The 21,951-nt window shown below is 46.9% G+C and carries 19 protein-coding genes; all 19 read left to right on the top strand.

All coding sequences use genetic code 11. The features are described from left to right. The first annotated feature begins 88 nt into the window (after nucleotides 1–88). The 19 genes from ACI39P_RS09465 (at nucleotide 89) to ACI39P_RS09375 (ending at nucleotide 21,778) form a co-directional block, all read left to right on the top strand. Nucleotides 89–2,221: a polyribonucleotide nucleotidyltransferase gene (locus ACI39P_RS09465; protein WP_439720425.1), complete on the top strand. Its 2,133-nt coding sequence runs from the start codon at nucleotides 89–91 to the stop codon at nucleotides 2,219–2,221. 226 nt (nucleotides 2,222–2,447) lie between these two features. Further along, the gene (locus ACI39P_RS09460) at nucleotides 2,448–3,713 is read left to right on the top strand and encodes an insulinase family protein (protein ID WP_439720424.1); all 1,266 of its coding nucleotides are present in this window, start codon (nucleotides 2,448–2,450) and stop codon (nucleotides 3,711–3,713) included. An 81-nt stretch (nucleotides 3,714–3,794) separates the two neighbouring features. After that, entirely contained in the window at nucleotides 3,795–4,019 is a 225-nt protein-coding gene (locus tag ACI39P_RS09455; protein WP_439720423.1) for a DUF378 domain-containing protein, read from the top strand. Nucleotides 4,020–4,089: 70 nt separating this feature from the next. Further along, nucleotides 4,090–4,929, top strand: a complete 840-nt coding sequence (gene dapF, locus ACI39P_RS09450; RefSeq protein WP_439720422.1) for a diaminopimelate epimerase — start codon at nucleotides 4,090–4,092, stop codon at nucleotides 4,927–4,929. A gap of 1 nt (nucleotide 4,930) precedes the next feature. After that, nucleotides 4,931–6,214, top strand: coding sequence for a GTPase HflX (gene hflX / locus ACI39P_RS09445; RefSeq protein ID WP_439720421.1), 1,284 nt, complete (start codon nucleotides 4,931–4,933; stop codon nucleotides 6,212–6,214). Nucleotides 6,215–6,372: 158 nt separating this feature from the next. After that, nucleotides 6,373–7,116, top strand: a complete 744-nt coding sequence (locus tag ACI39P_RS09440; RefSeq protein ID WP_439720420.1) for an ATP-binding cassette domain-containing protein — start codon at nucleotides 6,373–6,375, stop codon at nucleotides 7,114–7,116. Next, complete coding sequence (locus ACI39P_RS09435) at nucleotides 7,109–9,241, top strand: COG1361 S-layer family protein (protein ID WP_439720419.1); 2,133 nt, start codon at nucleotides 7,109–7,111, stop codon at nucleotides 9,239–9,241. The genes ACI39P_RS09440 and ACI39P_RS09435 overlap by 8 nt, the downstream gene beginning before the upstream one ends. After that, entirely contained in the window at nucleotides 9,238–10,551 is a 1,314-nt protein-coding gene (locus tag ACI39P_RS09430) for an ABC transporter permease (RefSeq protein ID WP_439720418.1), read from the top strand. The genes ACI39P_RS09435 and ACI39P_RS09430 overlap by 4 nt, the downstream gene beginning before the upstream one ends. 128 nt (nucleotides 10,552–10,679) lie before the next feature. Continuing rightward, nucleotides 10,680–11,348, top strand: coding sequence for a PrsW family glutamic-type intramembrane protease (locus ACI39P_RS09425; RefSeq protein ID WP_439720417.1), 669 nt, complete (start codon nucleotides 10,680–10,682; stop codon nucleotides 11,346–11,348). A gap of 104 nt (nucleotides 11,349–11,452) precedes the next feature. Further along, on the top strand, nucleotides 11,453–11,917 hold the full coding sequence (locus ACI39P_RS09420; protein WP_320790737.1) for an NUDIX hydrolase: 465 nt from the start codon (nucleotides 11,453–11,455) through the stop codon (nucleotides 11,915–11,917). 23 nt (nucleotides 11,918–11,940) lie between these two features. Beyond that, on the top strand, nucleotides 11,941–12,234 hold the full coding sequence (locus ACI39P_RS09415; protein WP_439720416.1) for a hypothetical protein: 294 nt from the start codon (nucleotides 11,941–11,943) through the stop codon (nucleotides 12,232–12,234). A 123-nt stretch (nucleotides 12,235–12,357) separates the two neighbouring features. Beyond that, nucleotides 12,358–13,386, top strand: a complete 1,029-nt coding sequence (locus ACI39P_RS09410; RefSeq protein WP_439720415.1) for a sugar-binding domain-containing protein — start codon at nucleotides 12,358–12,360, stop codon at nucleotides 13,384–13,386. A 150-nt stretch (nucleotides 13,387–13,536) separates the two neighbouring features. Further along, nucleotides 13,537–14,730 (top strand): phosphoglycerate kinase, encoded by a 1,194-nt coding sequence (locus ACI39P_RS09405; RefSeq protein WP_439720414.1) that lies wholly within the window; start codon nucleotides 13,537–13,539, stop codon nucleotides 14,728–14,730. Nucleotides 14,731–14,753: 23 nt separating this feature from the next. Then, a complete protein-coding gene (locus ACI39P_RS09400; RefSeq protein WP_439720413.1) occupies nucleotides 14,754–15,653 on the top strand; it encodes a polysaccharide deacetylase family protein in 900 nt (299 codons plus the stop codon). 1 nt (nucleotide 15,654) lies between these two features. Then, nucleotides 15,655–16,404 (top strand): triose-phosphate isomerase, encoded by a 750-nt coding sequence (gene tpiA, locus ACI39P_RS09395; protein WP_439720412.1) that lies wholly within the window; start codon nucleotides 15,655–15,657, stop codon nucleotides 16,402–16,404. Nucleotides 16,405–16,466: 62 nt separating this feature from the next. Further along, nucleotides 16,467–18,014, top strand: a complete 1,548-nt coding sequence (gpmI, locus tag ACI39P_RS09390; protein ID WP_439720411.1) for a 2,3-bisphosphoglycerate-independent phosphoglycerate mutase — start codon at nucleotides 16,467–16,469, stop codon at nucleotides 18,012–18,014. 166 nt (nucleotides 18,015–18,180) lie between these two features. Next, nucleotides 18,181–19,494 carry a phosphopyruvate hydratase gene (eno, locus tag ACI39P_RS09385; RefSeq protein WP_439720410.1) on the top strand — a complete coding sequence of 438 codons (1,314 nt, stop codon included), beginning with the start codon at nucleotides 18,181–18,183 and terminating at the stop codon, nucleotides 19,492–19,494. A gap of 443 nt (nucleotides 19,495–19,937) precedes the next feature. Further along, on the top strand, nucleotides 19,938–20,777 hold the full coding sequence (gene panC, locus ACI39P_RS09380; protein ID WP_439720409.1) for a pantoate--beta-alanine ligase: 840 nt from the start codon (nucleotides 19,938–19,940) through the stop codon (nucleotides 20,775–20,777). A 17-nt stretch (nucleotides 20,778–20,794) separates the two neighbouring features. Then, nucleotides 20,795–21,778 (top strand): bile acid:sodium symporter, encoded by a 984-nt coding sequence (locus ACI39P_RS09375; RefSeq protein WP_439720408.1) that lies wholly within the window; start codon nucleotides 20,795–20,797, stop codon nucleotides 21,776–21,778. Nucleotides 21,779–21,951 lie beyond the last annotated feature (173 nt).

Below are 21,951 nucleotides of genomic sequence, written 5' to 3'. Positions count from 1 at the left end.
TTTCCAACTTTGTATACAAGGGCAGGCTCTTTGTGGATAAAGTTGAAGATCTATGGTGCAGAGAAACGAATGGAAAAGGAGAATGATTATGTTTAGAAGCTATTCCATGGAACTGGCAGGCAGAACACTGACAGCAGAAATCGGCAGAGTGGCAGAACAGGCCAACGGCGCAGCTCTGATGCGCTACGGCGATACCACTGTTCTGGTAACTGCAACAGCATCCGATAAGCCCAGAGATGGCATTGATTTCTTCCCTCTGAGCATTGATTATGAAGAAAGACTGTATTCCGTTGGCAAGATTCCCGGCGGTTTCATCAAAAGAGAAGGCCGTCCTTCTGAAAAGGCTATCCTGACAGCAAGATGTATCGACAGACCTCTGCGTCCCCTGTTCCCTAAGGATTACAGAAATGATGTAGCTATCGTTGCGACAGTTATGTCTGTAGATCAGGATTGCTCCCCTGAGGTGCTGGCAATGATCGGCGCTTCTTTGGCTCTGAATATCTCTGATATTCCCTTCACAGATCCTGTTTCTTCCGTAAACATCGGCTACTGTGACGGAGAACTGGTGGTAAACCCTACCGCAGCCCAGAGAGAAACAACAAGACTGAACCTGACCGTATCTTCCAAAGAAGATAAGGTTATGATGATCGAAGCCGGTGCAGATGAAATTCCCGATGCATTGATGATGGAAGCCATCCATCTGGCATTCGATACCAATCTGAAAGTGGTTGAATTTATCAAAGAGATCACAGCAAAAGAAGGCAAAGAAAAAGCACCTTATACAGAATATGTCATCCCTGAAGAAGCATATCAGCTGGTAACAGGCTTCATTACAGATGCAAGAATGGAAGACGCTGTTTTCGCTGAACGGAAGCAGGACAGAGATGCAAAGATCAAAGCTGTTACAGAAGAAGTAACAGAAGCCCTGACAGAACAGCTGACAGAAATGCTGGGGGAAGAAACAGATATTCCCGCACTGATCGGCGATATCATCTATAAATTCCAGAAAATGACAGTTAGAAGAATGATTCTGAGAGATCACAAACGTCCCGATGGCCGTGGCATTGAAGAAATCAGAAAGCTGTCCGCGGAAGTTGACGTACTGCCTCGGGTACACGGCTCCGCGCTGTTCTCCAGAGGGCAGACACAGGCGCTGACTGTAACTACACTGGGCGCCATCAGCGAAGGACAGAGATTAGATGGTCTGGATACTAATGAAACAGGCAAAAGATATATCCACCACTATAATTTCCCTGGTTTCTCCGTTGGGGAAGCAAAAACATCCAGAGGCCCCGGCAGACGTGAAATCGGCCACGGCGCACTGGGCGAAAGAGCCCTGCTGCCCGTAATCCCCAGCGAAGAAGAATTCCCTTATTCTATCCGTCTGGTTTCCGATATCCTGAGCTCTAATGGTTCCACTTCTCAGGCATCTATCTGTGGCTCTACACTGTCCCTGATGGCGGCAGGCGTACCTATCAAACGTCCTGTTGCAGGTATTTCCGTTGGCTTGGTAACAGGAGACAACGATGACGATTTTATTGAGATCACAGATATTCAGGGCGTAGAAGACTTCTTTGGTGATATGGACTTTAAAGTAGCAGGTACCAGCGAAGGGATCACAGCGATCCAGATGGATATGAAGATCCATGGGCTGACATTCCCTATGATTGAACAGGCTTTTGCCCAGACAGGCAGAGCAAGAGACTATATTCTGAACGAAGTTATGCTGAAAGCCATTGCAGAACCCAGAAAAGAACTGTCTCCTTATGCACCTAAGATTGCGCAGATGCAGATCGATGTAGAAAAAATCGCAGAAGTGATTGGCTCCAGAGGCAAAGTCATCAAGAAGATTGTGGAAGAATCCGGCTGTGAAATTGATACAGAAGATGATGGCACCATCTACATCAAGGGTATTGATCCCGCAGGCATCCAACTGGCAAAGGATATGATTACAGCTATTGTAAGCGATCCCGTACCCGGTACTATCTACAAAGGTGTGATCACAAGACTGATGACATTCGGTGCGTTTGTAGAAATTGCTCCCGGCAAGGAAGGCCTGATTCATATTTCCAAGATTTCCAACAAACGTGTTGCGAAAGTGGAAGATGTTTTGGCCGTTGGCGATAGCGTAATGGTGAAGCTGATGGAAATCGACAAACAGGGCAGACTGAATTTCTCTATGAGAGACGCAGTGGAACCGGAAGAATATAAAGAAGTATAATTTTCAAAAAGCAGGCAGGGGATGTTTGCAGGTGAGACTCCTGTAAATATCCTCTGCTTTTTATTATGGCAGGAAAAGATTTGCAGAGAAGATTGGGGGAAAATAGAAAATCGTGCTTTGGTGAAGCATAAAAGAAATTGGAACCCTTCAAAATGGGTTTAAAGCATAAAATCTGAAATTTGTTTAATGATAAGAAGCAGTAAAATCTGATTTTGGGAGAGATGATATGGTTGGTATCAGAACGCTGGACAACGGTATAAAAGTGGCATTGGAATCCATTTCTTATGTGCGCAGCATTTCCTTTGGTATCTGGGTGAAGAATGGCTCCAGAAACGAACTGCCCCGGGAAAATGGTGTGTCCCATTATATCGAGCATATGATGTTTAAGGGGACGGAAAACCGCACCGCAAGGCAGATTGCCGAAGAAATGGACGCACTGGGCGGGCAGATCAATGCCTATACCACGAAGGAATATACTTGCTATCATACCCGTGTGCTGGACAAGCACATTGACCGTGCCTTGGATGTGATGAGCGATATGCTGCTGCATCCCCTTCTTGCAGAGGAAGATGTCAGAAAAGAACGGAATGTGATTACGGAAGAAATCTATATGTATGATGATGCGCCGGAAGAACTGGTGCATGATGCCCTGCAGGATGCCATTTGGCGGGAAAGTTCCCTGGGTATGCCTATTTTGGGTACAGAGGAGACCATTGGTGCATTTGATTCCCAATTCATTCGGGAATATTATGAACGGAATTATCATCAGGATAATATGGTTCTTTCTATGGCAGGCAATTTTGAGACGGAAGAAATGCTGGAGAAACTGAATCAAAAGCTGGGCGGATGGAAACGGGAACAGCCCTTCCAGCCCTATGATACACAAGCCAGCTATCACATTTCCTGCGTGGAAAAAGAAAAAGATGTGGAGCAGGTGCATGTCTGCATTGCTTTTCCCGGGTTGGAGCGGGAACATCCCCAGAAGTATGCCATGGCGATTTTTAACACACTTTTTGGGGGCGGCATGAGTTCTCGTCTCTTTCAGAAAATTCGGGAGGAGCATGGGCTGACCTATTCCATCTATAGTTATACTACCGCTTTTGCGGATACGGGTATTTTTACGATTTGTGCCAGCATGAACCCCAACCAGGCGGAAAAAGTATTTGAACTGATTGCAGAAGAGATCAAAGAAGTAAAAGCGGAGGCGTTCCCGGAAAAGCTTATTGAGGTAACGAAGGAGCAGATGATTTCCAATTTCATCATCGGCACAGAAAGTACCCTGAACCGCATGACTTCTGCGGGGGCCTCTTTGCTGCTGCGGGGCAGTGTGCAGGAGACAGAAGAAGTGATTCAGAAGATTGAAGCGGTAACGGCGGAAGATGTGCTGGAAGTGGCGAGAAAGACCTTTGATTTTGAGAAAATCAGCTATTCGGCGGTGGGCAATCTGAAGGGGAACGACTTTGGCGCTTTAGTAAATCGGGTTTTTGTATAAATCAATTCATAAAATGGGACTTCTTAGGGATACTAGAGATACGGAATCATCCGTTTACTATTTTCGTAAGGAGGAATATCCATGAAAACGACAAATATCCTTGCACTGACGTTAGTGATTATCGGTGCACTGAACTGGGGTCTGATTGGCTTCTTTGGGTTCGATTTGGTTACAACGCTGTTCCATGGCAGTATGTTCTGGCTGGCGCGGGTAATCTTTGCACTGGTAGGACTGGCCGGACTTTGGTGCCTGACGATGTATCATTCCGTAGGGCAGGAAGAGCACATGCGGATGACAAAGCAATAAATCAAACAAAGCGGAGAAAACCTTTATGGGAAGGTTTTCCCGCATACATAAAAGAAAGGAAGTGCGTGGTATGCGGTTTACAAAAATGCAGGGCTGCGGCAATGACTATATCTACATAAATTGTTTGGAAGAAAAGGTGGAAGAGCCTGAAAAACTGGCGGTCGCCATGAGTGAACGCCACTTTGGCGTAGGCTCCGATGGCCTTGTGCTGATCATGCCTTCTGAAGTGGGCGATTTTCGCATGAGAATGTTCAACTTGGATGGTTCTGAGGGAGAAATGTGCGGCAATGCGGTGCGCTGTATTGGTAAATATGTATATGAAAGAGGCTTGACCGATAAAACATTGGTGGCGCTGGAAACAAAGGGCGGCATGAAATATTTGGACCTCCATGTGAAGGATGGCATTGTGGAAAGCATCACCGTGGATATGGGGGAACCCATCCTGGAAGCAGCGCAGATTCCCGTGGTCAGCGAAAAGCATCCTGTGATTGGCGAAACGGCAGAAATTTTGGACAGAACATTTTCCTTTACCTGTGTTTCTATGGGAAATCCTCATGCGGTCACTTTTGTGGAAAATGTGAAAGAATATCCCATTGAAACCTATGGCAAGGCAGCAGAGATACACTCTATGTTTCCGAATAAAGTCAATGTGGAATTTGTAGAAATCGTAGATGACAGCCACGTGAAAATGCGGGTTTGGGAACGGGGCAGCGGCGAAACATGGGCCTGCGGCACCGGCGCCAGCGCCACAGCTGTGGCCTGCTTTCTGAACGGAAAAACAGGCAGAACTGTGGAAGTGGAACTGATTGGCGGTACATTGACCATCGAATGGAGAGAAGCAGACAACCATGTATACATGACAGGCCCGGCGGAATTCTCTTTTGACGGCGTATGGCTGCGGGAGGTATAAAATGGCGAAGGAATTACACGAATTGAATGAACTGGAGGAACGTGTCATCCTGGTAGCTGTGGAAATGGACGAAAGAAACAGTCGTTCCGCCATGGATACGGATGCCTGCTTAGATGAACTGGAAGAACTGGTGAAAACAGCAGGGGCAATAGCTGTGGCACGTTCTGTGCAGAAAAGAGAACGGATCCACCCCGGGCATTATCTGGGGACAGGAAAGATTGAAGAACTGAAAACCATGATACAGGCTTATGATGCCACGGGGATTGTCTGCGATGATGAGCTTTCCCCTGCCCAGTTGAAAAATCTGGAACAGATGCTGGGGACAAAGGTGATGGACAGAACCATTGTGATTCTGGATATTTTCGCAGCAAGGGCATTATCCGGGGAAGGGAAGATCCAGGTAGAACTGGCACAGCTGAAATACAGACTTTCCCGCCTGACGGGGATGGGCGCATCCATGTCCCGTCTGGGGGGCGGCATCGGCACCAGGGGCCCCGGGGAAAAGAAGCTGGAAACGGACAGACGTTATATCAAGGAACGCATTGCAGAGCTGAACAGAGAAGCCCAAGATATTCGTACCCATCGGGAACTTTTGAGAGCCCAGAGAAGCAAAAAAGGCACCCCTGTCATTTCTCTGGTGGGTTATACCAACGCAGGGAAATCTACTATTTTGAACGATCTTTCCGATGCAGGTGTTCTGGCGGAAAATAAACTCTTTGCCACATTGGATACCACCACAAGAAAGGTGGAGCTGCCCGGCGGTTCCGAGATTTTCCTGACAGATACAGTAGGCTTTATCCAGAAGCTGCCCCATCATCTGGTGCAGGCTTTTCGGGCTACGCTGGAAGAACTGCAATATGCAGATATTCTGCTGCATGTGGTGGATGCCTCTAACCCGAACCGGGGGGAACATATGAAGGTGGTTTATCAGACCCTGAAGGAGCTGGGCTGTGAAGATACCCCCGTCATCACAGTATTCAATAAAATGGATAATGAAGTAGAACTGCCTTTGCCCATGGATACCATGGCAAGGGATATCGTGCAGGTTTCCGCGGCAAAAGGCGAAGGTATGGATATTTTGCTGGAACGGGTGGAAAAATTGCTGCAGAGCTTCCGCAAATCCATGACGGCATTGGTGCCTTATACAGAAGGCGGCCTGATCGGATGGGTTCACGGCAGATGTGAAATCATTCGGGAAGAACATACCGGCGAAGGTGTCCTGCTGGAGGTTTATGTGGATGAAGAATCCGCCAACAGATTGGCAAAATTTAAAGTAACAGAATAAGGATGAAAGCAGCCTTAGGTCTAAAGACTTAAGGCTTTTTCTTTGGAAAAGATACTTAAAAAAATCGTAAGGAATTCGTAAGGAAATCCTCCTTTGTTTTGTGATTGCTCTATGATACTATGGGCTTGGATTAAAATTCCATTAAAAGATGGAAAAATATGATCGATAAAGGGGGGACATCCGTGGAGGAAAATATCATTCGCATCAGGGATGTAAAAAAAGTATATCAGATGGGCAGTGAATCTATCTGCGCTGTCAATGGGGTTTCGCTGAACATCCGGCAGGGGGAGGTCTGTTGCTTGTTTGGAAAATCCGGCTCAGGAAAATCGACTCTGCTGAACCTGATGGCAGGGCTGGAAAAGCCCACAGAGGGGAAGATTTTATTTCACAAAAAACACATCGAGCGAATGGATGAAGAACAGCTGGCAAATTTCAGAAGGCAATATGTGGGTTTTGTATTCCAGTCTTATCATTTACTGCCGACTTTGACCGCATTGGAAAATGTGACACTTCCGTTGATTTTCAAAGGGGTTCCGATAAAGGAGCGGAATGAGCGGGCCATGGAAATGCTGAAAGCGGTTGGCCTGGAGGAACGGGCAAAGCACAAGCCTTTTGAGATGAGCGGCGGCCAGCAGCAAAGGGTCAGCATCGCCAGGGCGTTTGTAAATGAACCGCCAGTGGTTTTTGCCGATGAGCCTACAGGTAATCTGGATACAAAGACGACTTATGAAATGATGGATCTGATCACGGGCATGGCAAAGAAAAACAATCAGACGCTGATCATTGTTACCCATGATTTAGAGCTGGCAGAATATGCCGATCGCATTGTGCTGCTGCAGGATGGGAAAATAGAAAAGATTCAAAAAAGATTACGGGGAAAAGGAGAGGGGATATATGAGTAAGAAATGGATGCAGCGATTATTTGCGCTGGCAATGATTTTCTGCATGGCAATGGGACAGTGGGTGACGAGCTTTGCTGATGATGGAGAGGGAAATATCATTATCAGCGGAGACGGCATCTATGAAGTGGAAGCAGGAAAAACGACAAAAATCGAATTACAGGTAAAAAATAAAGGGTTGGGTATGGCGGAAAATGTAAACCTGCAGCCTAGAGTACCTTCGGGAATTGCACCTTTTCGTGTTAAACTGCAGGGTGGCAGCGATTTGGGCGACCTTTCGGCAAATGGATACAAAAAGGTGATTTTGAATGTAACGGTGGACGGCGATGTAGAAGAACGCAGCTACAGCCTGCCCATTGAATATACATACAACAGCCGTTCCGGCAATGCCCAAAGCGGTTCGACGACCATTTATCTGAAAATCAAAGGCTTTGATCTGGAGCCCAGCTTTGCGCTGAAGGATATGAAACTGTCACCGGAGACCATGACACCGGGCAGCAGTGCGAACCTGAGCGGGAAGGTCACCAATAACGGCGGGCAGGATATGTATCAGGTGGAAATCTCTTTGGATAACCTGACGACGGAAGGCGTGAGCCTGACCGGCGGCTTCAACAGCAAGATGCTTTCTAAGCTGGCCATGGGGGATAGTGTCGCCTTTAGCTTTCCATTGGTCGCAGCGGCAGATATGGCTGCGGGAAATTACCCTGTTGCCATCAAACTGAAATATCAGGATCAATTTGGCAAAGAGCATGAAAAGACCAGTCAGTATTATATCAATATTGGCGGTGTGGCAGGCAGAAAAGCAGATTTGGAGATTCGGAATATGCAGGAGCCTAAGGGGATTTACGGCGTAAACCAGAACTTTACCGTTTCCTTTGATCTGCATAACAAAGGGGTAGTGACAGCGAAGGATATCGTCATTACGGCGGAACCTGTGGACAGCTCTGCGGTCGTCCCTAAATCTGCCAGCATGAAAACTATCCCCGCACTGGCACCCGGCGCAAGTTCCCGTCAGTCCTTTACTTTCGCGGGAACGGCGGCCTCTGCTTCTCAGAATTACGCTATTCAGTTCACGGTGGAATATACTTCCGGCGGCACGGCAACGACTACCTTTAAACAATTTGCGGGAGTCAATGTGAGCAACCCGGATCAGGATGAAGAGGAAAACAAAAGCAAGCCCAAGATCATCGTCAGCAATTATGAATGTGACCCGCTGATCGTTATGGCAGGGGAAGAATTTGATCTGAAAATGACGCTGATGAATACCCATAAGGATAAAACGGTGAAAAATATCAAAATGTTCTTGACTCTGGCGGAGGAAACCTCTTCGGAAACAGAAAAATCCGGCAATATTTTTACACCGGTCAATAGCAGCAATACCTTTTATTTTGATTCCATTCGCCCCAAGGGAACGGTGGATAAATCCCTGCGGCTGTATGTGGTGCCGGATGCTCAACCGAAGACCTATACCCTGACGGTCAACTTTGAATATGAGGACAGCAAAGGAACGGAATATACCGCAACAGAGCTTTTGGGCATCAATGTGAAACAGATGACAGAACTGCAGATCGATGAATTTTCCTTGCCTGAAATGGTGGAACAGGGCATGCCTGTGACGGTGGCCTTCAGCTATTACAACACAGGGAAAGTGACCCTGAATAATCTGATGATCAAAGTGGAGGGGGATGTGGACTGCCCCAATAAGAATACCTACATCGGTAATATGGAAGCTGGCAGCAGCGATTATTTTGAAACGACATTCACACCGAACACGGCAGGGGAAATCCCCGTCAGCATTCTTATCAGCTATGAAGACCCTACAGGAGAGACTATAGAAGAACGCAGAGATATGATATTGAATGTCACAGAGCCTGTGATGCCGGAAGAAATGGAAGGAATGGAGGAAAATCCCCCTCTGGATATGAAGAGAGCAGCAGCGGGCATTGGGCTTGTGATTTTGCTGGCAGCGGCATTGGCAGTATTTGTGAAAAAACAGAAAGAACCGCCCAAAAGCACAGCGGAAAGCGTGAGTGATCTGGAGGAGTTGGAAGAGGATGATCTGGATGATTTTGAGGAGGAACTGACAGAGATCATCGGGGAGGAAGATAAAGAAGGGATGCCCTTATGAACACAAGAGATTTGATTGATATGGCGCTGCGAAACCTTTTGAAGAGAAAGCTGCGGACGTTTTTGACTGTTCTTGGGGTTGTGATTGGCACGGCATCCATCGTTGTTATGGTTTCCATCGGGATTGGCATGAACCAGGGCTTTGCCCAGCAACTGGAAAGCTGGGGCAGCCTGCAGGTCATCAATGTATACCCCAGCGGCGGAATGATATATGATGAGGCATCAGATTCCATGAAACAGGAAAAAAAGCAGGACGAACTGAACAGCAAGGCGGTGGAGCAATTTCGCCAGATAGAGCATGTGGAGGCGGTTTCTCCTGTTGTAGAGGAATATCTGTATTTGGTGGCAGGAAAATATATTGCTGACGCCAGTATTATGGGCATCGACCCTGGTGCTATGGAAGCCCTGGGGTATCGTGTTGTGGAAGGGCGAGGGCTGACTGCGGAGGATAGTAAGGCTATCGTTGTGGGCGGCGGTGTGGAATTTTATGACCCGAAGCTGAACTGGGAAATGCGCTATGCTTCAGAACCGCCCCAGGTGGATGTGCTGCAGGAAAAGCTCAGCCTGACCTATGACTGGAATTATGGGACACGCAATGCGGATAAGAGCATCAAGCCTGTAAAGGTGGAAGCGGTGGGGAAGCTTTCCGCTGAAGGCAACGACAGCTGGCGTGTGATTATGCCCATCAAAGAACTGGAAAAAATACAGAAGGACAGGCAGGAGTGGGAGAAAAAACAATCTGGCTCTCAGAATGCTTCCAGCCGCAGCCAGTCCAAGGAATATCAGCAGGTGCTGGTAAAGGTGGATGAAATAGAAAACGTTCAGAAGGTACAGCAGCAGATCAAGGATTTGGGATTCCGTGCCTCCAGCCTGACAGATGAACTGGAAGCCATGAAGGAGACGACCAAAATGCTGCGCCTGGTTCTGGGGGCCATTGGCGCCATCTCCATGGTGGTTGCGGCCATCAGCATCACCAATACCATGGTCATGGCTATTTATGAACGGACAAAGGAAATCGGTATCATGAAGGTCATTGGGGCATCTTTGAAGGATATCAAACGGTTGTTTTTGACAGAGGCGGCTTTCATCGGCTTTTCTGGTGGTATCGTTGGGATTATAGTGAGCTTCGGCATTTCTTTCCTTGTGAATGTGGTGGCAGCGCAGCAGGGAAGCACCATGCAGTCGTCCATTCCGCTATGGCTGGCGCTGGGGGCGGTTGCCTTTGCCACAGGCGTGGGCATTCTGGCGGGCTATCTGCCTGCGAAACGTGCCATGAAGCTGAGCGCACTGACGGCAATTAAAACGGAATAAACCTAAGGAAAGCATTTCGGCAGTTTTTTTCACGGAATGCTTTCTTTTTTTACAAAAATTTTGACTTATAGTTTCTTTACTTTTCGCAAAAAATAATGGAAATATGGCAAGCGGAAAGGAGAAAGTATATGCTCATCGAAATTGCCAGTGCGCCGGCGGCAGCGGGGTTGTTTTTCCTATACATTAAGGATAAATATGAAAAAGAGCCGTGGAAGATGCTCTTTCTGGGGCTATTGTTCGGGCTGTATACGGCGGCGGTGGTCTATGCTTTCGGCAGTTGGGTGGAAATGCGCTTTCCCCATGAAGAAACGCCTTTTTATACGGCGTTTTTCAGTTCGGCAGGGGTGGAAGAGATGGTAAAATTCCTCTTTCTTATTCTGCTCATCTGGGGCAATAAAAATTTTAATGAACCATTAGATGGCATCGTTTACGGTGTGTTTGTTTCATTGGGCTTTGCATGGGTGGAAAATATCATTTATGTGACCCATCCTGTTTTGGGCGGCTATGAAACGGCACTGACGAGGGCCCTTCTTTCTGTGCCGGGGCATGGGCTTTTCGGCATACAGATGGGTTATTATCTTGCCCAAGGAAAGTATCGGAATGAAAAAAGATATCTGCCATGGGCATTTCTTGCGCCTTACCTTGCCCATGGGCTGTATAATTATTTTTTGTTGGAAAAAGAGGGGATATTTTGGGTGTTTTTCGCAGCACTGGAAATTTGGCTTTGGGTATCTGGTATGAAAAAAATCAAAGCGCTGCAAAACCGTTCTCCCTTCCGGAAAAAAGATATGGGATAGGTTCAGACCCACTGGGAGAATCTTTTTGGAAATACCTTGAAAAAGAATAGAAAAAGCGATATACTATAGACAATGCAAAAAACTGAATAGGCGGGAGGAAAACGATGATAGAAGCAGTGAGCTGCGGCGGCGTCGTGATATACAAGTGGAAGATCCTTCTGCTGTATAAAAACCAGAATGGCAGATATATGGGCTGGGTTCTCCCTAAGGGCACAGTGGAAGAAGGTGAAACCTATCGGCAGACAGCTTTGCGGGAAGTGAAAGAGGAAAGCGGGGCCAACGGCGAGATTATCAAATATGTCGGCAAGACCCAGTATACTTTCAAAGGCAGTGAGGATACTGTCAGCAAAACCGTACATTGGTATCTGATGAGTGCCAACTCTTTCTACTGCAAACCCCAGAGTGAGGAATTCTTTGCTGATGCTGGCTTCTACAAATTCCATGAGGCTTATCATCTGCTGAAATTCAACGATGAACGCCAAATTTTGAAAAAAGCATACTATGAATATAGTGAAATGCGGAAGAACAAAGAGTTTTTGAGAAAGAAATTCGGTGAAAGCAAATCATAAAAAGCCAAAGGAGAGATGTGAGTATGAAAAAATATTTTGAAGTAGCACCCAACTTTGATGGTCTGAAAGAAAGAATCGTTATTTTGAAAGACGGCGAAGACAAAAAGACTCTGTTTGCTGTAATCGCGCTGGTAACAGCTGTTTTGATCGCTGTGACAGTAGGTGTTGTTTATCTGCTGAAAACAAAAATGGATGATGAATACGAAGAAGAATGGGATTATGACTGGGATGATCTGGACGATGAAATCTGTGACGATGATGAATGCTGCTGCACAGATAAAGACGTGGATGATTCTGTAAAGGTAGAACAGGCTTGATCCTGGGAATGAAGAAAAAGAAGGGGGCAGGGTCTTTTCTGCTTCGCCCTCTTTTTTTATAGAAACTGGGACGGAAAAGGAACTTGCGGGACGGATGATAGCCAAATAAGGTGTGTGAGAAACATGGAATATAAATTACAACTGGTCAAAAAAATCGCGCCGGATTTGACGGAAGAAATTGTAAAGCGATATCGGGTATTGAAAACTGTCAGATTGCTGCAGCCCTGCGGGCGGCGCCTTGTGGTGCTTTCCCTGGGGATGACGGAAAGAACTGTACGCAGCGAGATTGAACGGCTGAGCGCCCAAAATCTGGTGAATGTTTCCAAGATCGGCATGAGCCTGACGGAGGAGGGCATGGAAGTGCTGGAAGGATTGGAGACTATTTTTTCTGCGCTGACAGGGCTTTCCATTTTGGAAGAGCGGCTGACAGATGCACTGGGTGCCCAAAAAGTATATATTGCCCAAGGAGACAGCGACGGCAGCGACCGCGCCCAGAAGGAAATGGGACAGCTGGCAGCGCGTGTCCTTTCGGAAAATACAACAGCAGACCTGCGGATTGCCATTGCCGGTGGCTCTGCCATGGCGGAACTGGTACAGGCAGCACCGGAGGCAACGGCACCCATGGCAAAAATGGTGCTTCCTGCCCGCGGCAGTATTGGCCGCAGGCTGGAATTGCAGGCAGATACTTTGGCAGCGAAGCTGGCGGATAAATTGCAGGCGGATTATCGCTTGCTGCATCTGCCGGATAACCTGAGCCCCCATGTGCTGGATGAGATGAAGAAAGACCCTGATATTGCGGAAACCATTGAAGAAATGGAACAGGCAAATATTCTGCTGCTGGGCGTAGGCAATGCCTTGGAAATGGCGGAAAAACGCCGTTTGGATGAAAATATCCGCAAACAGCTGGAAAAAGACCATGCCGTGGCAGAGGCCTGCGGATATTATTTTGACGGAAGGGGAAAAGTTGTTTATGAGACCCGTTCCATCGGCATAGATTTTAATGACATTGACAAGATGGACTGCATTATTGTGGTGGCCGGCGGCAAGAAAAAGGCAGAAAGCCTGCTGGCAGTCAGCCGCAGTATTCCCAAGGGCATTTTTGTGACAGATGAAGGTGCAGCTTTGGAAATGTTGAGACTTGCAGGAAAGTAAATCTTATCGTATAATATCTTCAGAGGGACATTTTTCGTCCCAAATAAAGATGCTGTTATTTTCATAATAGAGTTATTTCATAATAGAGCAGATTCATGGGAAAACTCTAGGGTATCAGGCTTCGGCCAAATGCAGAAAGGAGAAATACGGATGCTGAATAAAAAAACAGTGGACGATTTACAGGTAAAAGGAAAACGTGTATTGGTAAGATGTGATTTTAACGTACCTTTGAAAGATGGCGTCATCACAGACGAAAACAGAATCACAGCAGCACTGCCTACCATCAAAAAACTGATTGGCGATGGTGCAAAGGTTATCCTTTGTTCTCATATGGGTAAGCCCAAGGGCGAGGTAAAACCTGAACTTTCTTTGGCTCCCGTAGCGAAGAGACTTTCCGAACTGCTGAAAAAGGAAGTTGTTTTTGCGAAAGATGATAACGTAGTCGGCGAAAATGCAAAGGCTGCAGTGGCGGCCATGAAAGACGGCGATGTTGTTCTGCTGGAAAACACCCGTTACAGAAAAGAAGAAACAAAGAACGAAGAAAACTTCAGCAAGGAACTGGCTTCTCTGGCAGATATTTTTGTAAATGATGCCTTTGGCACCAGCCACAGAGCCCATTGTTCCACCGTGGGTGTGACAGCATTTGTAAAAGAATCTGCCGTTGGGTATCTGATGGAAAAAGAAATCGAATTTTTGGGCAATGCAGTCAATAACCCTGAAAGACCCTTCGTAGCAATTCTGGGGGGGTCCAAGGTTTCCGATAAGATCAATGTGATCAATAACCTGCTGGAAAAGGTAGATACCCTTATCATCGGCGGCGGCATGGCGTATACCTTTGCAGCAGCAAAGGGCGGCAAAGTGGGCAATTCCCTGCTGGAAGAGGATAAAGTGCCTTATGCGCTGGAAATGATGAAAAAAGCAGAAGAAAAAGGCGTGAAATTCCTGACACCTGTGGATACTGTTATCACACAGGAATTTAAGAACGATACAGAATATAAAACAGTACCTACTGGCGAGATCCCTGATGGCTGGATGGGGCTGGATATCGGCGAAGAAACCAGAAAACAGTTTGCAGATGCCATCAAAGGTGCGAAGACAGTGGTTTGGAATGGCCCTATGGGTGTTTTTGAATTTGAAAACTTTGCAAAAGGCACAAAGGCTGTGGCAGAAGCGATGGCTTCCATTGATGCAACTACCATCATTGGCGGCGGCGATTCCGCGGCGGCAGTCAACCAGCTGGGGTATGGCGATAAAATGACACATATCTCTACAGGCGGCGGCGCTTCTCTGGAATTTTTGGAAGGCAAAGAACTGCCCGGCGTGGTTGCGGTAGATGATAAATAAGAATTGAAAAGAGAGAAAACACAATGGGGAAAAGGAAAACAGCGGTGGCTGTGCTCGCTTTGGTCTTTTCCCTCTTTTCGCTTTCCGCGGCTTATGCGGCGGAGGAAGAGAGCGCGGCAGAGCCCCAGTATGTAAAATATGCTGCGGAAGCCACAGATCCGGAGGAATTGTATGGGGAGTACATTCCTGTGTTGATGTACCATCATTTTGCGATCCGGGATATGGGCAGCGGCAATGGCGTTGTAACGACAGTAACGGAGTTGGAGGATCAGCTTCGATATTTCAAAGCTGAGGGATATAAAATCATTTCCTTGGAACAGCTGGATAAGATTTTGAAAAAAACAGAAAAAAATACCCGTGCGAAGGGAATCGGTCTTGGCTTGGATCAGAAGTATCTTTGCATCACTATGGATGATGGGTATTACAGCAATTATGATCTGGGGTATCCTTTGTTTGAAAAATATCGTATCCCTGTATCTATTTTCGCGGTGACAGATTATGTTACAAACCAGATTGGTATTCAGAAATTTACATGGAAGCAGGCATGGGAAATGGAAAACAGCGGATGGGTGAAGATTTACAGCCATACAGCGGATCACCAGCCTGTGGAAGCCGGCAAAGAAGAGGAGTTCCTTGCATCTGTACAGAGAAGCGAAGAGGCTCTGGACGAGAACTTGACGGCAGACCATGTGAAAGCGATTTCTTATCCCAATGGACGTTATACAGAGGAATCTCAGCGTCTTTTGGAAGAGGATGGCTATGTGCTGCAGTTTACTGTGGAAAACAGCGTCATTACACGGGCAACTTCTCGGGATGCCCTGCCTCGCATCATGGTCTCTTCCGGTATGGATGGAAAAGATGTGGTGCGCAAAATAGAATTGGCTGCGGAACGTGCTTTTGCAGCGGAGAGAGAAGGAATCTGATATGAGAAAGAAAATTATTGCAGGCAATTGGAAAATGAATAAAACACCCAAAGAAGCGGCGGAATTCTGCAAATTAATGAAGGATAAAGTCGTTTCCGACGAGGCAGAAGTGGTTTTCTGCGTGCCTTTTGTGGATCTGTATCCTGTCCTGGAAGAACTGAAGGACACAGGTATTGGCGTTGGCGCGGAAAATATGCACTTTGAAGAAAACGGCGCATTCACAGGGGAGGTTTCCGCTCCCATGCTCAAAGAAATGGGTGTTGGTTATGTGGTTCTGGGGCATTCGGAACGCCGCCAGTATTTTGGTGAAACCGATGCATCTGTGAACAAAAAAGTAAAGAAAGCGTTGGAAGCAGGCATGGTGCCTATCATGTGCTGTGGGGAAACATTGGAACAGCGGGAAGCAGGCATTACCATCGAGTGGGTGCGCATTCAGATCAAATGCGGCCTGGCGGGTATTTCTGCGGAAGACGTGAAAAAAGTTGTCATCGCTTACGAACCTATCTGGGCCATTGGCACAGGCAAAACAGCTACATCTGAACAGGCGCAGGAGGTGTGCCATGCTATCCGTGAAGTGTTGGCGGAAGTATACGGCAGGGAAACTGCCGATGCAGTACGTATCCAGTATGGCGGCAGCGTAAACGGCAAGAATGCCGCAGAGCTGTTCGCCATGGAGGATATCGATGGCGGTCTGGTGGGCGGCGCCAGCCTGAAAGAAGAATTTGCTTCTATCGTACACTATAATAAATAAAATTGTTCTCATTTTCCCCTTGTGGGGGACTGGGAGTAAAACTCCCAGAGAAGGAGGCAAAAATGGAGAAAAAAACAACAGTTTTGATGATTTTGGATGGCTTTGGCATCAATGAAAAAGAAGAGGGCAACGCCATCAAACAGGCGAATACCCCTGTGCTGGATGGTATTCTGCAGAAATACCCCGCTGTACAGGGCTATGCCAGCGGTCTGGACGTTGGCCTGCCCGCCGGGCAGATGGGGAATTCTGAAGTTGGCCACCTGAATATGGGGGCAGGCCGTGTGGTTTATCAGGAACTGACCCGTATTACAAAAGCCATTGAAGATGGGGATTTCTTTGAAAACCCGGAACTTTTGGCGGCAGTAGAGCATTGCAAGAAAAATCATTCGGCGTTGCATTTGTATGGTCTGCTTTCCGATGGCGGTGTTCATAGCCATAATACTCATCTGTATGCTTTGCTGCAGTTGGCCAAACGGAATGACCTGGAAAAGGTATATGTCCATGTTTTTCTGGATGGCAGAGATACTCCCCCCACTTCCGGCGCGGAATATACCGCTCAGCTGGAGGAAAAAATGCGTGAAATCGGCGTAGGCAAAATTGCTACAGTCATGGGCAGATACTATGCTATGGACAGAGATAAACGCTGGGAACGGGTGGAAGAAGCCTATCACGCTATGGTATTGGGCAGAGGAACGACTGCCACAGATGCGGTGCAGGCCATTAAGGATTCCTATACAGCAGGGAAGACCGATGAATTTATGGTGCCTACGGTTATCGTCAAAGAGGATGGTATGGCAGTTGGCAAGATCAGCGATCATGATGCAGTCATTTTCTACAATTTCCGCCCGGACAGGGCCAGAGAGATCACCCGATCTTTATGCGACCCTGATTTCGATGGTTTTGGGAGAGAAAAAGCACCGCAGGATATGAAATATATCTGCTTTACAGAATATGATGTGACCATTCCCAATAAGGAAGTGGCCTTCAAGCCCCAGAAGCTGACAAATACCTTGGGGGAATATATTTCTTCCCTTGGGCTGAAACAGCTCCGCACGGCGGAAACAGAAAAATACGCCCATGTGACATTTTTCTTCAATGGCGGCGTGGAAGAACCCAATCCCAATGAAGACAGATGGCTGGTGCCTTCTCCGAAGGTTGCCACATATGATCTGCAGCCGGAAATGAGCGCAGTGGAAGTAACAGACGGCTTGGTAAAAGCCTTGCGTTCCAGGGAATATGATCTCATCATTGTAAACTATGCCAACCCTGATATGGTGGGGCATACCGGCATTCTGCCGGCGGCCATCAAGGCGGTGGAAACGGTGGATACCTGCATTGGCAGAGTGATGGAGGCATTGCTGGAGGTTGGCGGGCAGATGTTTATCTGTGCTGACCATGGCAACAGCGATCAGTTGATTGATTATGAAAGCGGACAGCCCTTTACAGCCCATACCACAAACCCTGTTCCCTTTATTCTGGTGAACTATACGGATGGGGTTGGCCTGCGGGAAGGCGGCAAGCTGGCAGATATTGCGCCTACTCTGCTGGAAATGATGGGACTGCCCAAACCAGAGGAAATGACAGGAACAAGCCTGTTAGTCAGCAAATAAGAACTTGAGGACGCTGCCCTCAAACTCCTGCTTAGGGGGCACCCCCTAAGAACCCGATACTGCAAACGCATATATGCGTTTGCCAATGGGGGCCCTAGGGGAACCATTCCCCTAGCGGGGGTGTTGGAGGCGGAGCCACTAACATAAAAAAGGAGGATTTTGAAACATGAAAGGTTATTACGAAATCACAGACGTATACGCAAGAGAAATTCTGGACTCCAGAGGCAATCCCACAGTTGAGGTGGAAGTTATCGTAGATGATTGCATCGTTGGGCGTGCGGCTGTTCCCAGCGGCGCATCCACAGGTGCCTTTGAAGCGGTGGAACTGCGGGACGGCGGCGACAGATACAATGGCGTTGGCGTACAGGATGCTGTTGATAATGTAAACGATATCATTGCCGATGAAATCATTGGTATGAATGCGCTGGATCAGATTGCTGTTGATAAAGTCATGATCGCTCTGGACGGTACACCCAACAAGGGCAAACTGGGCGCAAATGCCATTCTGGGTGTTTCCATGGCAGTAGCGAAAGCAGCGGCAGAAGCACTGGATCTGCCCTTATATCAGTATCTGGGCGGCTTCAATGCAAAAACAATGCCCGTTCCTATGATGAATATTATGAATGGCGGCAAACATGCAGACAACACAGTAGACGTACAGGAATTCATGATTATGCCCGTAGGTGCATCTTCCTTCAAGGAAGCTCTGAGAATGTGTGCGGAAATCTATCATAAACTGAAAAAAGTACTGAAAGATAAAGGCCTGTCCACAGCAGTTGGCGACGAAGGAGGCTTTGCGCCTGACCTGCCTACAGCAGACGCTGTAATCGATCTGATCAAAGAAGCAGTTGAAGTTGCCGGCTACAAATGGGGCGAAGATATCAAGATCGCACTGGATGCTGCCGCAACAGAACTGTACAATGAAAAAGACGGCAAATATTACTTCCCTGGGGAAAGCCAGATGGCAGGCAAGGAAATCGTAAGAACTTCCGAAGAAATGGTAGAATTCTGGAAGGCTCTGGCTGCGAAATATCCTCTGATCTCTCTGGAAGATGGCTTGGCAGAAGAAGACTGGGCTGGCTGGCAGCTTTTGACAAAAGAACTGGGTGATAAGATTCAGTTGGTTGGTGACGACCTGTTCGTTACAAATACAGAAAGACTGCAGAAGGGGATTGACCTGAAAGCAGGTAATTCTATCCTGATTAAAGTAAACCAGATCGGTACTTTGACAGAAACGTTCAATGCCATCCAGCTGGCAAACAGAAACAAAATGACAGCAGTAGTATCCCATAGAAGCGGCGAAACAGAAGATGCTACGATTGCTGATATCGTTGTTGCAGTAAACGCCGGTCAGATCAAAACAGGTGCGCCTGCAAGAACAGACCGTGTGGCAAAATATAACCAGTTGCTGAGAATCGAAGAAGAATTGGACGACGCAGCAGAATATTTGGGTGTAGATGCTTTCTTCAATTTAAAATAAGCAGGTACTGAGGATGCCGTTCTTTCTTTGAAAAACTGCATAAAAATCTCCCTTGCAAAAAAGATTCGCAAGGGGGATTTTTCTTTTGCAGAGAATGGTCAAACTGTTAAATTTTTTACAAAAATGATTGTTTTTTTGACAGACCGGTGCTAAAATGTCCTCGGAGATAGTATTTGTTTTCAAAACTACACTCCCAGACCATTCACTGTTACATAAAAATCTAAATTTTATTTAATCTTATGACAAGATGAGCTTATATTCGCAAGAAATAAGACTCAGAAGAACGTAAGAATTTTTTGCTATGCAAATCCTACCTTCTGAGCTGGGCCCAGAAGGTTTTTTGTTTTTTAGGGAAGGAGGATATCAAATCAATAGGACGGAAGGCATGTAACGGAATTTGGGACGAGGCTATCTTCAAATTTAAGCGAAATGAGGAAGATAAAATGCAAGTAACAAAAACAATCCCTGAAACAAGAGAAATCATTAAGGCGTGGAAAAAAGAAGGACTGACTGTTGGCTTGGTGCCGACGATGGGCTTTTTGCATGAAGGCCATGGCAGCCTGATTAAAAAATGCCGGGAACAGAACGACAAGGTAGTGGTTTCTGTTTTTGTCAATCCTACACAGTTTGGCCCCAATGAAGACTTGGCTGCGTACCCCAGAGATTTTGAAAGAGATAGTGCGCTTTGCGAAAGTCTTGGTGCGGATCTGATCTTCCATCCGGAACCGGAAGATATGTATGATGATCCCCGGGCGTATGTTTCTATTGAAGGGCTTTCCGATCATCTTTGCGGACGTACTCGCCCTATCCATTTCCGTGGCGTCTGCACGGTTGTATCTAAGCTGTTCCATATTGCAGCCCCTGACAGAGCATATTTTGGGGAAAAAGACGCACAGCAGCTGGCAATCATCCGCAAAATGGTAAAAGACCTGAATTTCGATATTGAAATTGTTGGCTGTCCTATCGTTCGTGAAGCGGACGGGCTGGCAAAATCCTCCCGTAATACATATCTGAATCCGGAAGAACGTCAGGCGGCACTGTGCCTTTCCCGCAGCGTGGCTTGCGGTCGTGAAATCATCAAAACAGGTATGAAAGCGGAAGAACTGCTGACAGAAATGAAAGCAGTGATCGAAGCGGAGCCTATGGCGAAGATCGATTATGTTTCCGCGGTGGATGCATTGACCATGGAACCAGTTGAAACCATTGACCGTGATGTATTGGTGGCTATGGCGGTTTACATCGGCAAGACGCGCCTCATCGATAATTTCAGCTATCAGGTATAAAAGCGGGTGAAGAAAAAATGCAAAAGATAAATGTTTTGGAAAAAGTTTCTAAGTTTAGTGGATTCCTCTCCAGATATATTGGGGTCATCATCATTTTGTTTTCCGTGCTGGCTTTTTTTAAGCCTTCAGGTTTTGCATGGGCCACGAATTATACCTCTTGGTTTTTAGGGGTAGCGATGTTTGGCATGGGCTTGACGATCAGCGGCAAGGATTTCAGAATCGTTTTTACTCGCCCGAAGGAGGTTTTGGTGGGCTGTGTTGCCCAGTACACAATCATGCCTTTGGCTGCATGGGGACTGGCAAAGGTGATGCAGCTGCCTACGGATCTGGCGCTGGGCGTGATTTTAGTTGGATGTTGCCCCGGCGGCACAGCATCCAACGTTATTACATATATTGCAGGGGGAGATGTGGCTCTTTCGGTAGGCATGACCATTGTATCCACACTTCTGGCACCTATTCTGACACCGGTATTGGTTCGTTTGCTTGCTGGTGCATGGGTAGAGGTATCTCTGCTGGCTATGATTACTTCTGTGGTAAAGATCGTGCTGATCCCTGTTTTGTTGGGTATCTTAATCCATACAGTTTTTGGAGGATTTGTCAAAAAGGTTTCCAGCATTCTGCCTTTGATTTCTGTAATTTCTATTGTTATGATTATTGCAGGTATTGTAGCAAATAATGCTGAAAAAATTGTAACTTGCGGCGCATTGGTTCTGTTGATCGTGGTATTGCATAACGGCATTGGGCTGTTGCTGGGTCTTTCCGCTGGAAAATTGCTGGGATTTTCTTATGAAAAGGAAACAGCTGTTTCTATTGAGGTTGCAATGCAAAACAGCGGCCTGGCTGTATCTCTTGCGGCTGCCAACTTTGCAGCAAACCCTTTGGCAACACTGCCTGGAGCCATTTTCAGCGTATGGCATAATATTTCCGGTTCGATTTTTGCCAGCCAGCGCAGACGACACGTGACGGTTATGCAAGGAAATGGAAAAGTCGCAGAGACATGATTTGATTCTATTTATTTTGGGTATATTAAAATCCGAAGGGGTTTTCCTCTTCGGATTTTGGTATATTTAATGTAAGAAAAAATCTTTCAAAAAAGTGGAAAAGGTGTTGACATTTTTCGACAAGCGAGTATAATAAATAACTGTCGCTGCTGATTGGCAGGGCAGAAACAGCA

This window comes from Anaerotignum sp. (assembly GCF_051877975.1).
Taxonomy (GTDB): Bacteria; Bacillota; Clostridia; order Lachnospirales; family Anaerotignaceae; genus Anaerotignum_A.
Note: the sequence above shows the minus strand (reverse complement) of the source record. Positions and strands in the feature narration are given on the sequence as shown.

Excerpts from the sequence above, each read along its gene's own strand:
- ACI39P_RS09465 (WP_439720425.1), top strand. The coding sequence starts at position 89 with ATGTTTAGAAGCTATTCCATGGAACTGGCAGGCAGAACACTGACAGCA.
- ACI39P_RS09460 (WP_439720424.1), top strand. The coding sequence starts at position 2,448 with ATGGTTGGTATCAGAACGCTGGACAACGGTATAAAAGTGGCATTGGAA.
- ACI39P_RS09455 (WP_439720423.1), top strand. The coding sequence starts at position 3,795 with ATGAAAACGACAAATATCCTTGCACTGACGTTAGTGATTATCGGTGCA.
- dapF (WP_439720422.1), top strand. The coding sequence starts at position 4,090 with ATGCGGTTTACAAAAATGCAGGGCTGCGGCAATGACTATATCTACATA.
- hflX (WP_439720421.1), top strand. The coding sequence starts at position 4,931 with ATGGCGAAGGAATTACACGAATTGAATGAACTGGAGGAACGTGTCATC.
- ACI39P_RS09440 (WP_439720420.1), top strand. The coding sequence starts at position 6,373 with ATGATCGATAAAGGGGGGACATCCGTGGAGGAAAATATCATTCGCATC.
- ACI39P_RS09435 (WP_439720419.1), top strand. The coding sequence starts at position 7,109 with ATGAGTAAGAAATGGATGCAGCGATTATTTGCGCTGGCAATGATTTTC.
- ACI39P_RS09430 (WP_439720418.1), top strand. The coding sequence starts at position 9,238 with ATGAACACAAGAGATTTGATTGATATGGCGCTGCGAAACCTTTTGAAG.
- ACI39P_RS09425 (WP_439720417.1), top strand. The coding sequence starts at position 10,680 with ATGCTCATCGAAATTGCCAGTGCGCCGGCGGCAGCGGGGTTGTTTTTC.
- ACI39P_RS09420 (WP_320790737.1), top strand. The coding sequence starts at position 11,453 with ATGATAGAAGCAGTGAGCTGCGGCGGCGTCGTGATATACAAGTGGAAG.
- ACI39P_RS09415 (WP_439720416.1), top strand. The coding sequence starts at position 11,941 with ATGAAAAAATATTTTGAAGTAGCACCCAACTTTGATGGTCTGAAAGAA.
- ACI39P_RS09410 (WP_439720415.1), top strand. The coding sequence starts at position 12,358 with ATGGAATATAAATTACAACTGGTCAAAAAAATCGCGCCGGATTTGACG.
- ACI39P_RS09405 (WP_439720414.1), top strand. The coding sequence starts at position 13,537 with ATGCTGAATAAAAAAACAGTGGACGATTTACAGGTAAAAGGAAAACGT.
- ACI39P_RS09400 (WP_439720413.1), top strand. The coding sequence starts at position 14,754 with ATGGGGAAAAGGAAAACAGCGGTGGCTGTGCTCGCTTTGGTCTTTTCC.
- tpiA (WP_439720412.1), top strand. The coding sequence starts at position 15,655 with ATGAGAAAGAAAATTATTGCAGGCAATTGGAAAATGAATAAAACACCC.
- gpmI (WP_439720411.1), top strand. The coding sequence starts at position 16,467 with ATGGAGAAAAAAACAACAGTTTTGATGATTTTGGATGGCTTTGGCATC.
- eno (WP_439720410.1), top strand. The coding sequence starts at position 18,181 with ATGAAAGGTTATTACGAAATCACAGACGTATACGCAAGAGAAATTCTG.
- panC (WP_439720409.1), top strand. The coding sequence starts at position 19,938 with ATGCAAGTAACAAAAACAATCCCTGAAACAAGAGAAATCATTAAGGCG.
- ACI39P_RS09375 (WP_439720408.1), top strand. The coding sequence starts at position 20,795 with ATGCAAAAGATAAATGTTTTGGAAAAAGTTTCTAAGTTTAGTGGATTC.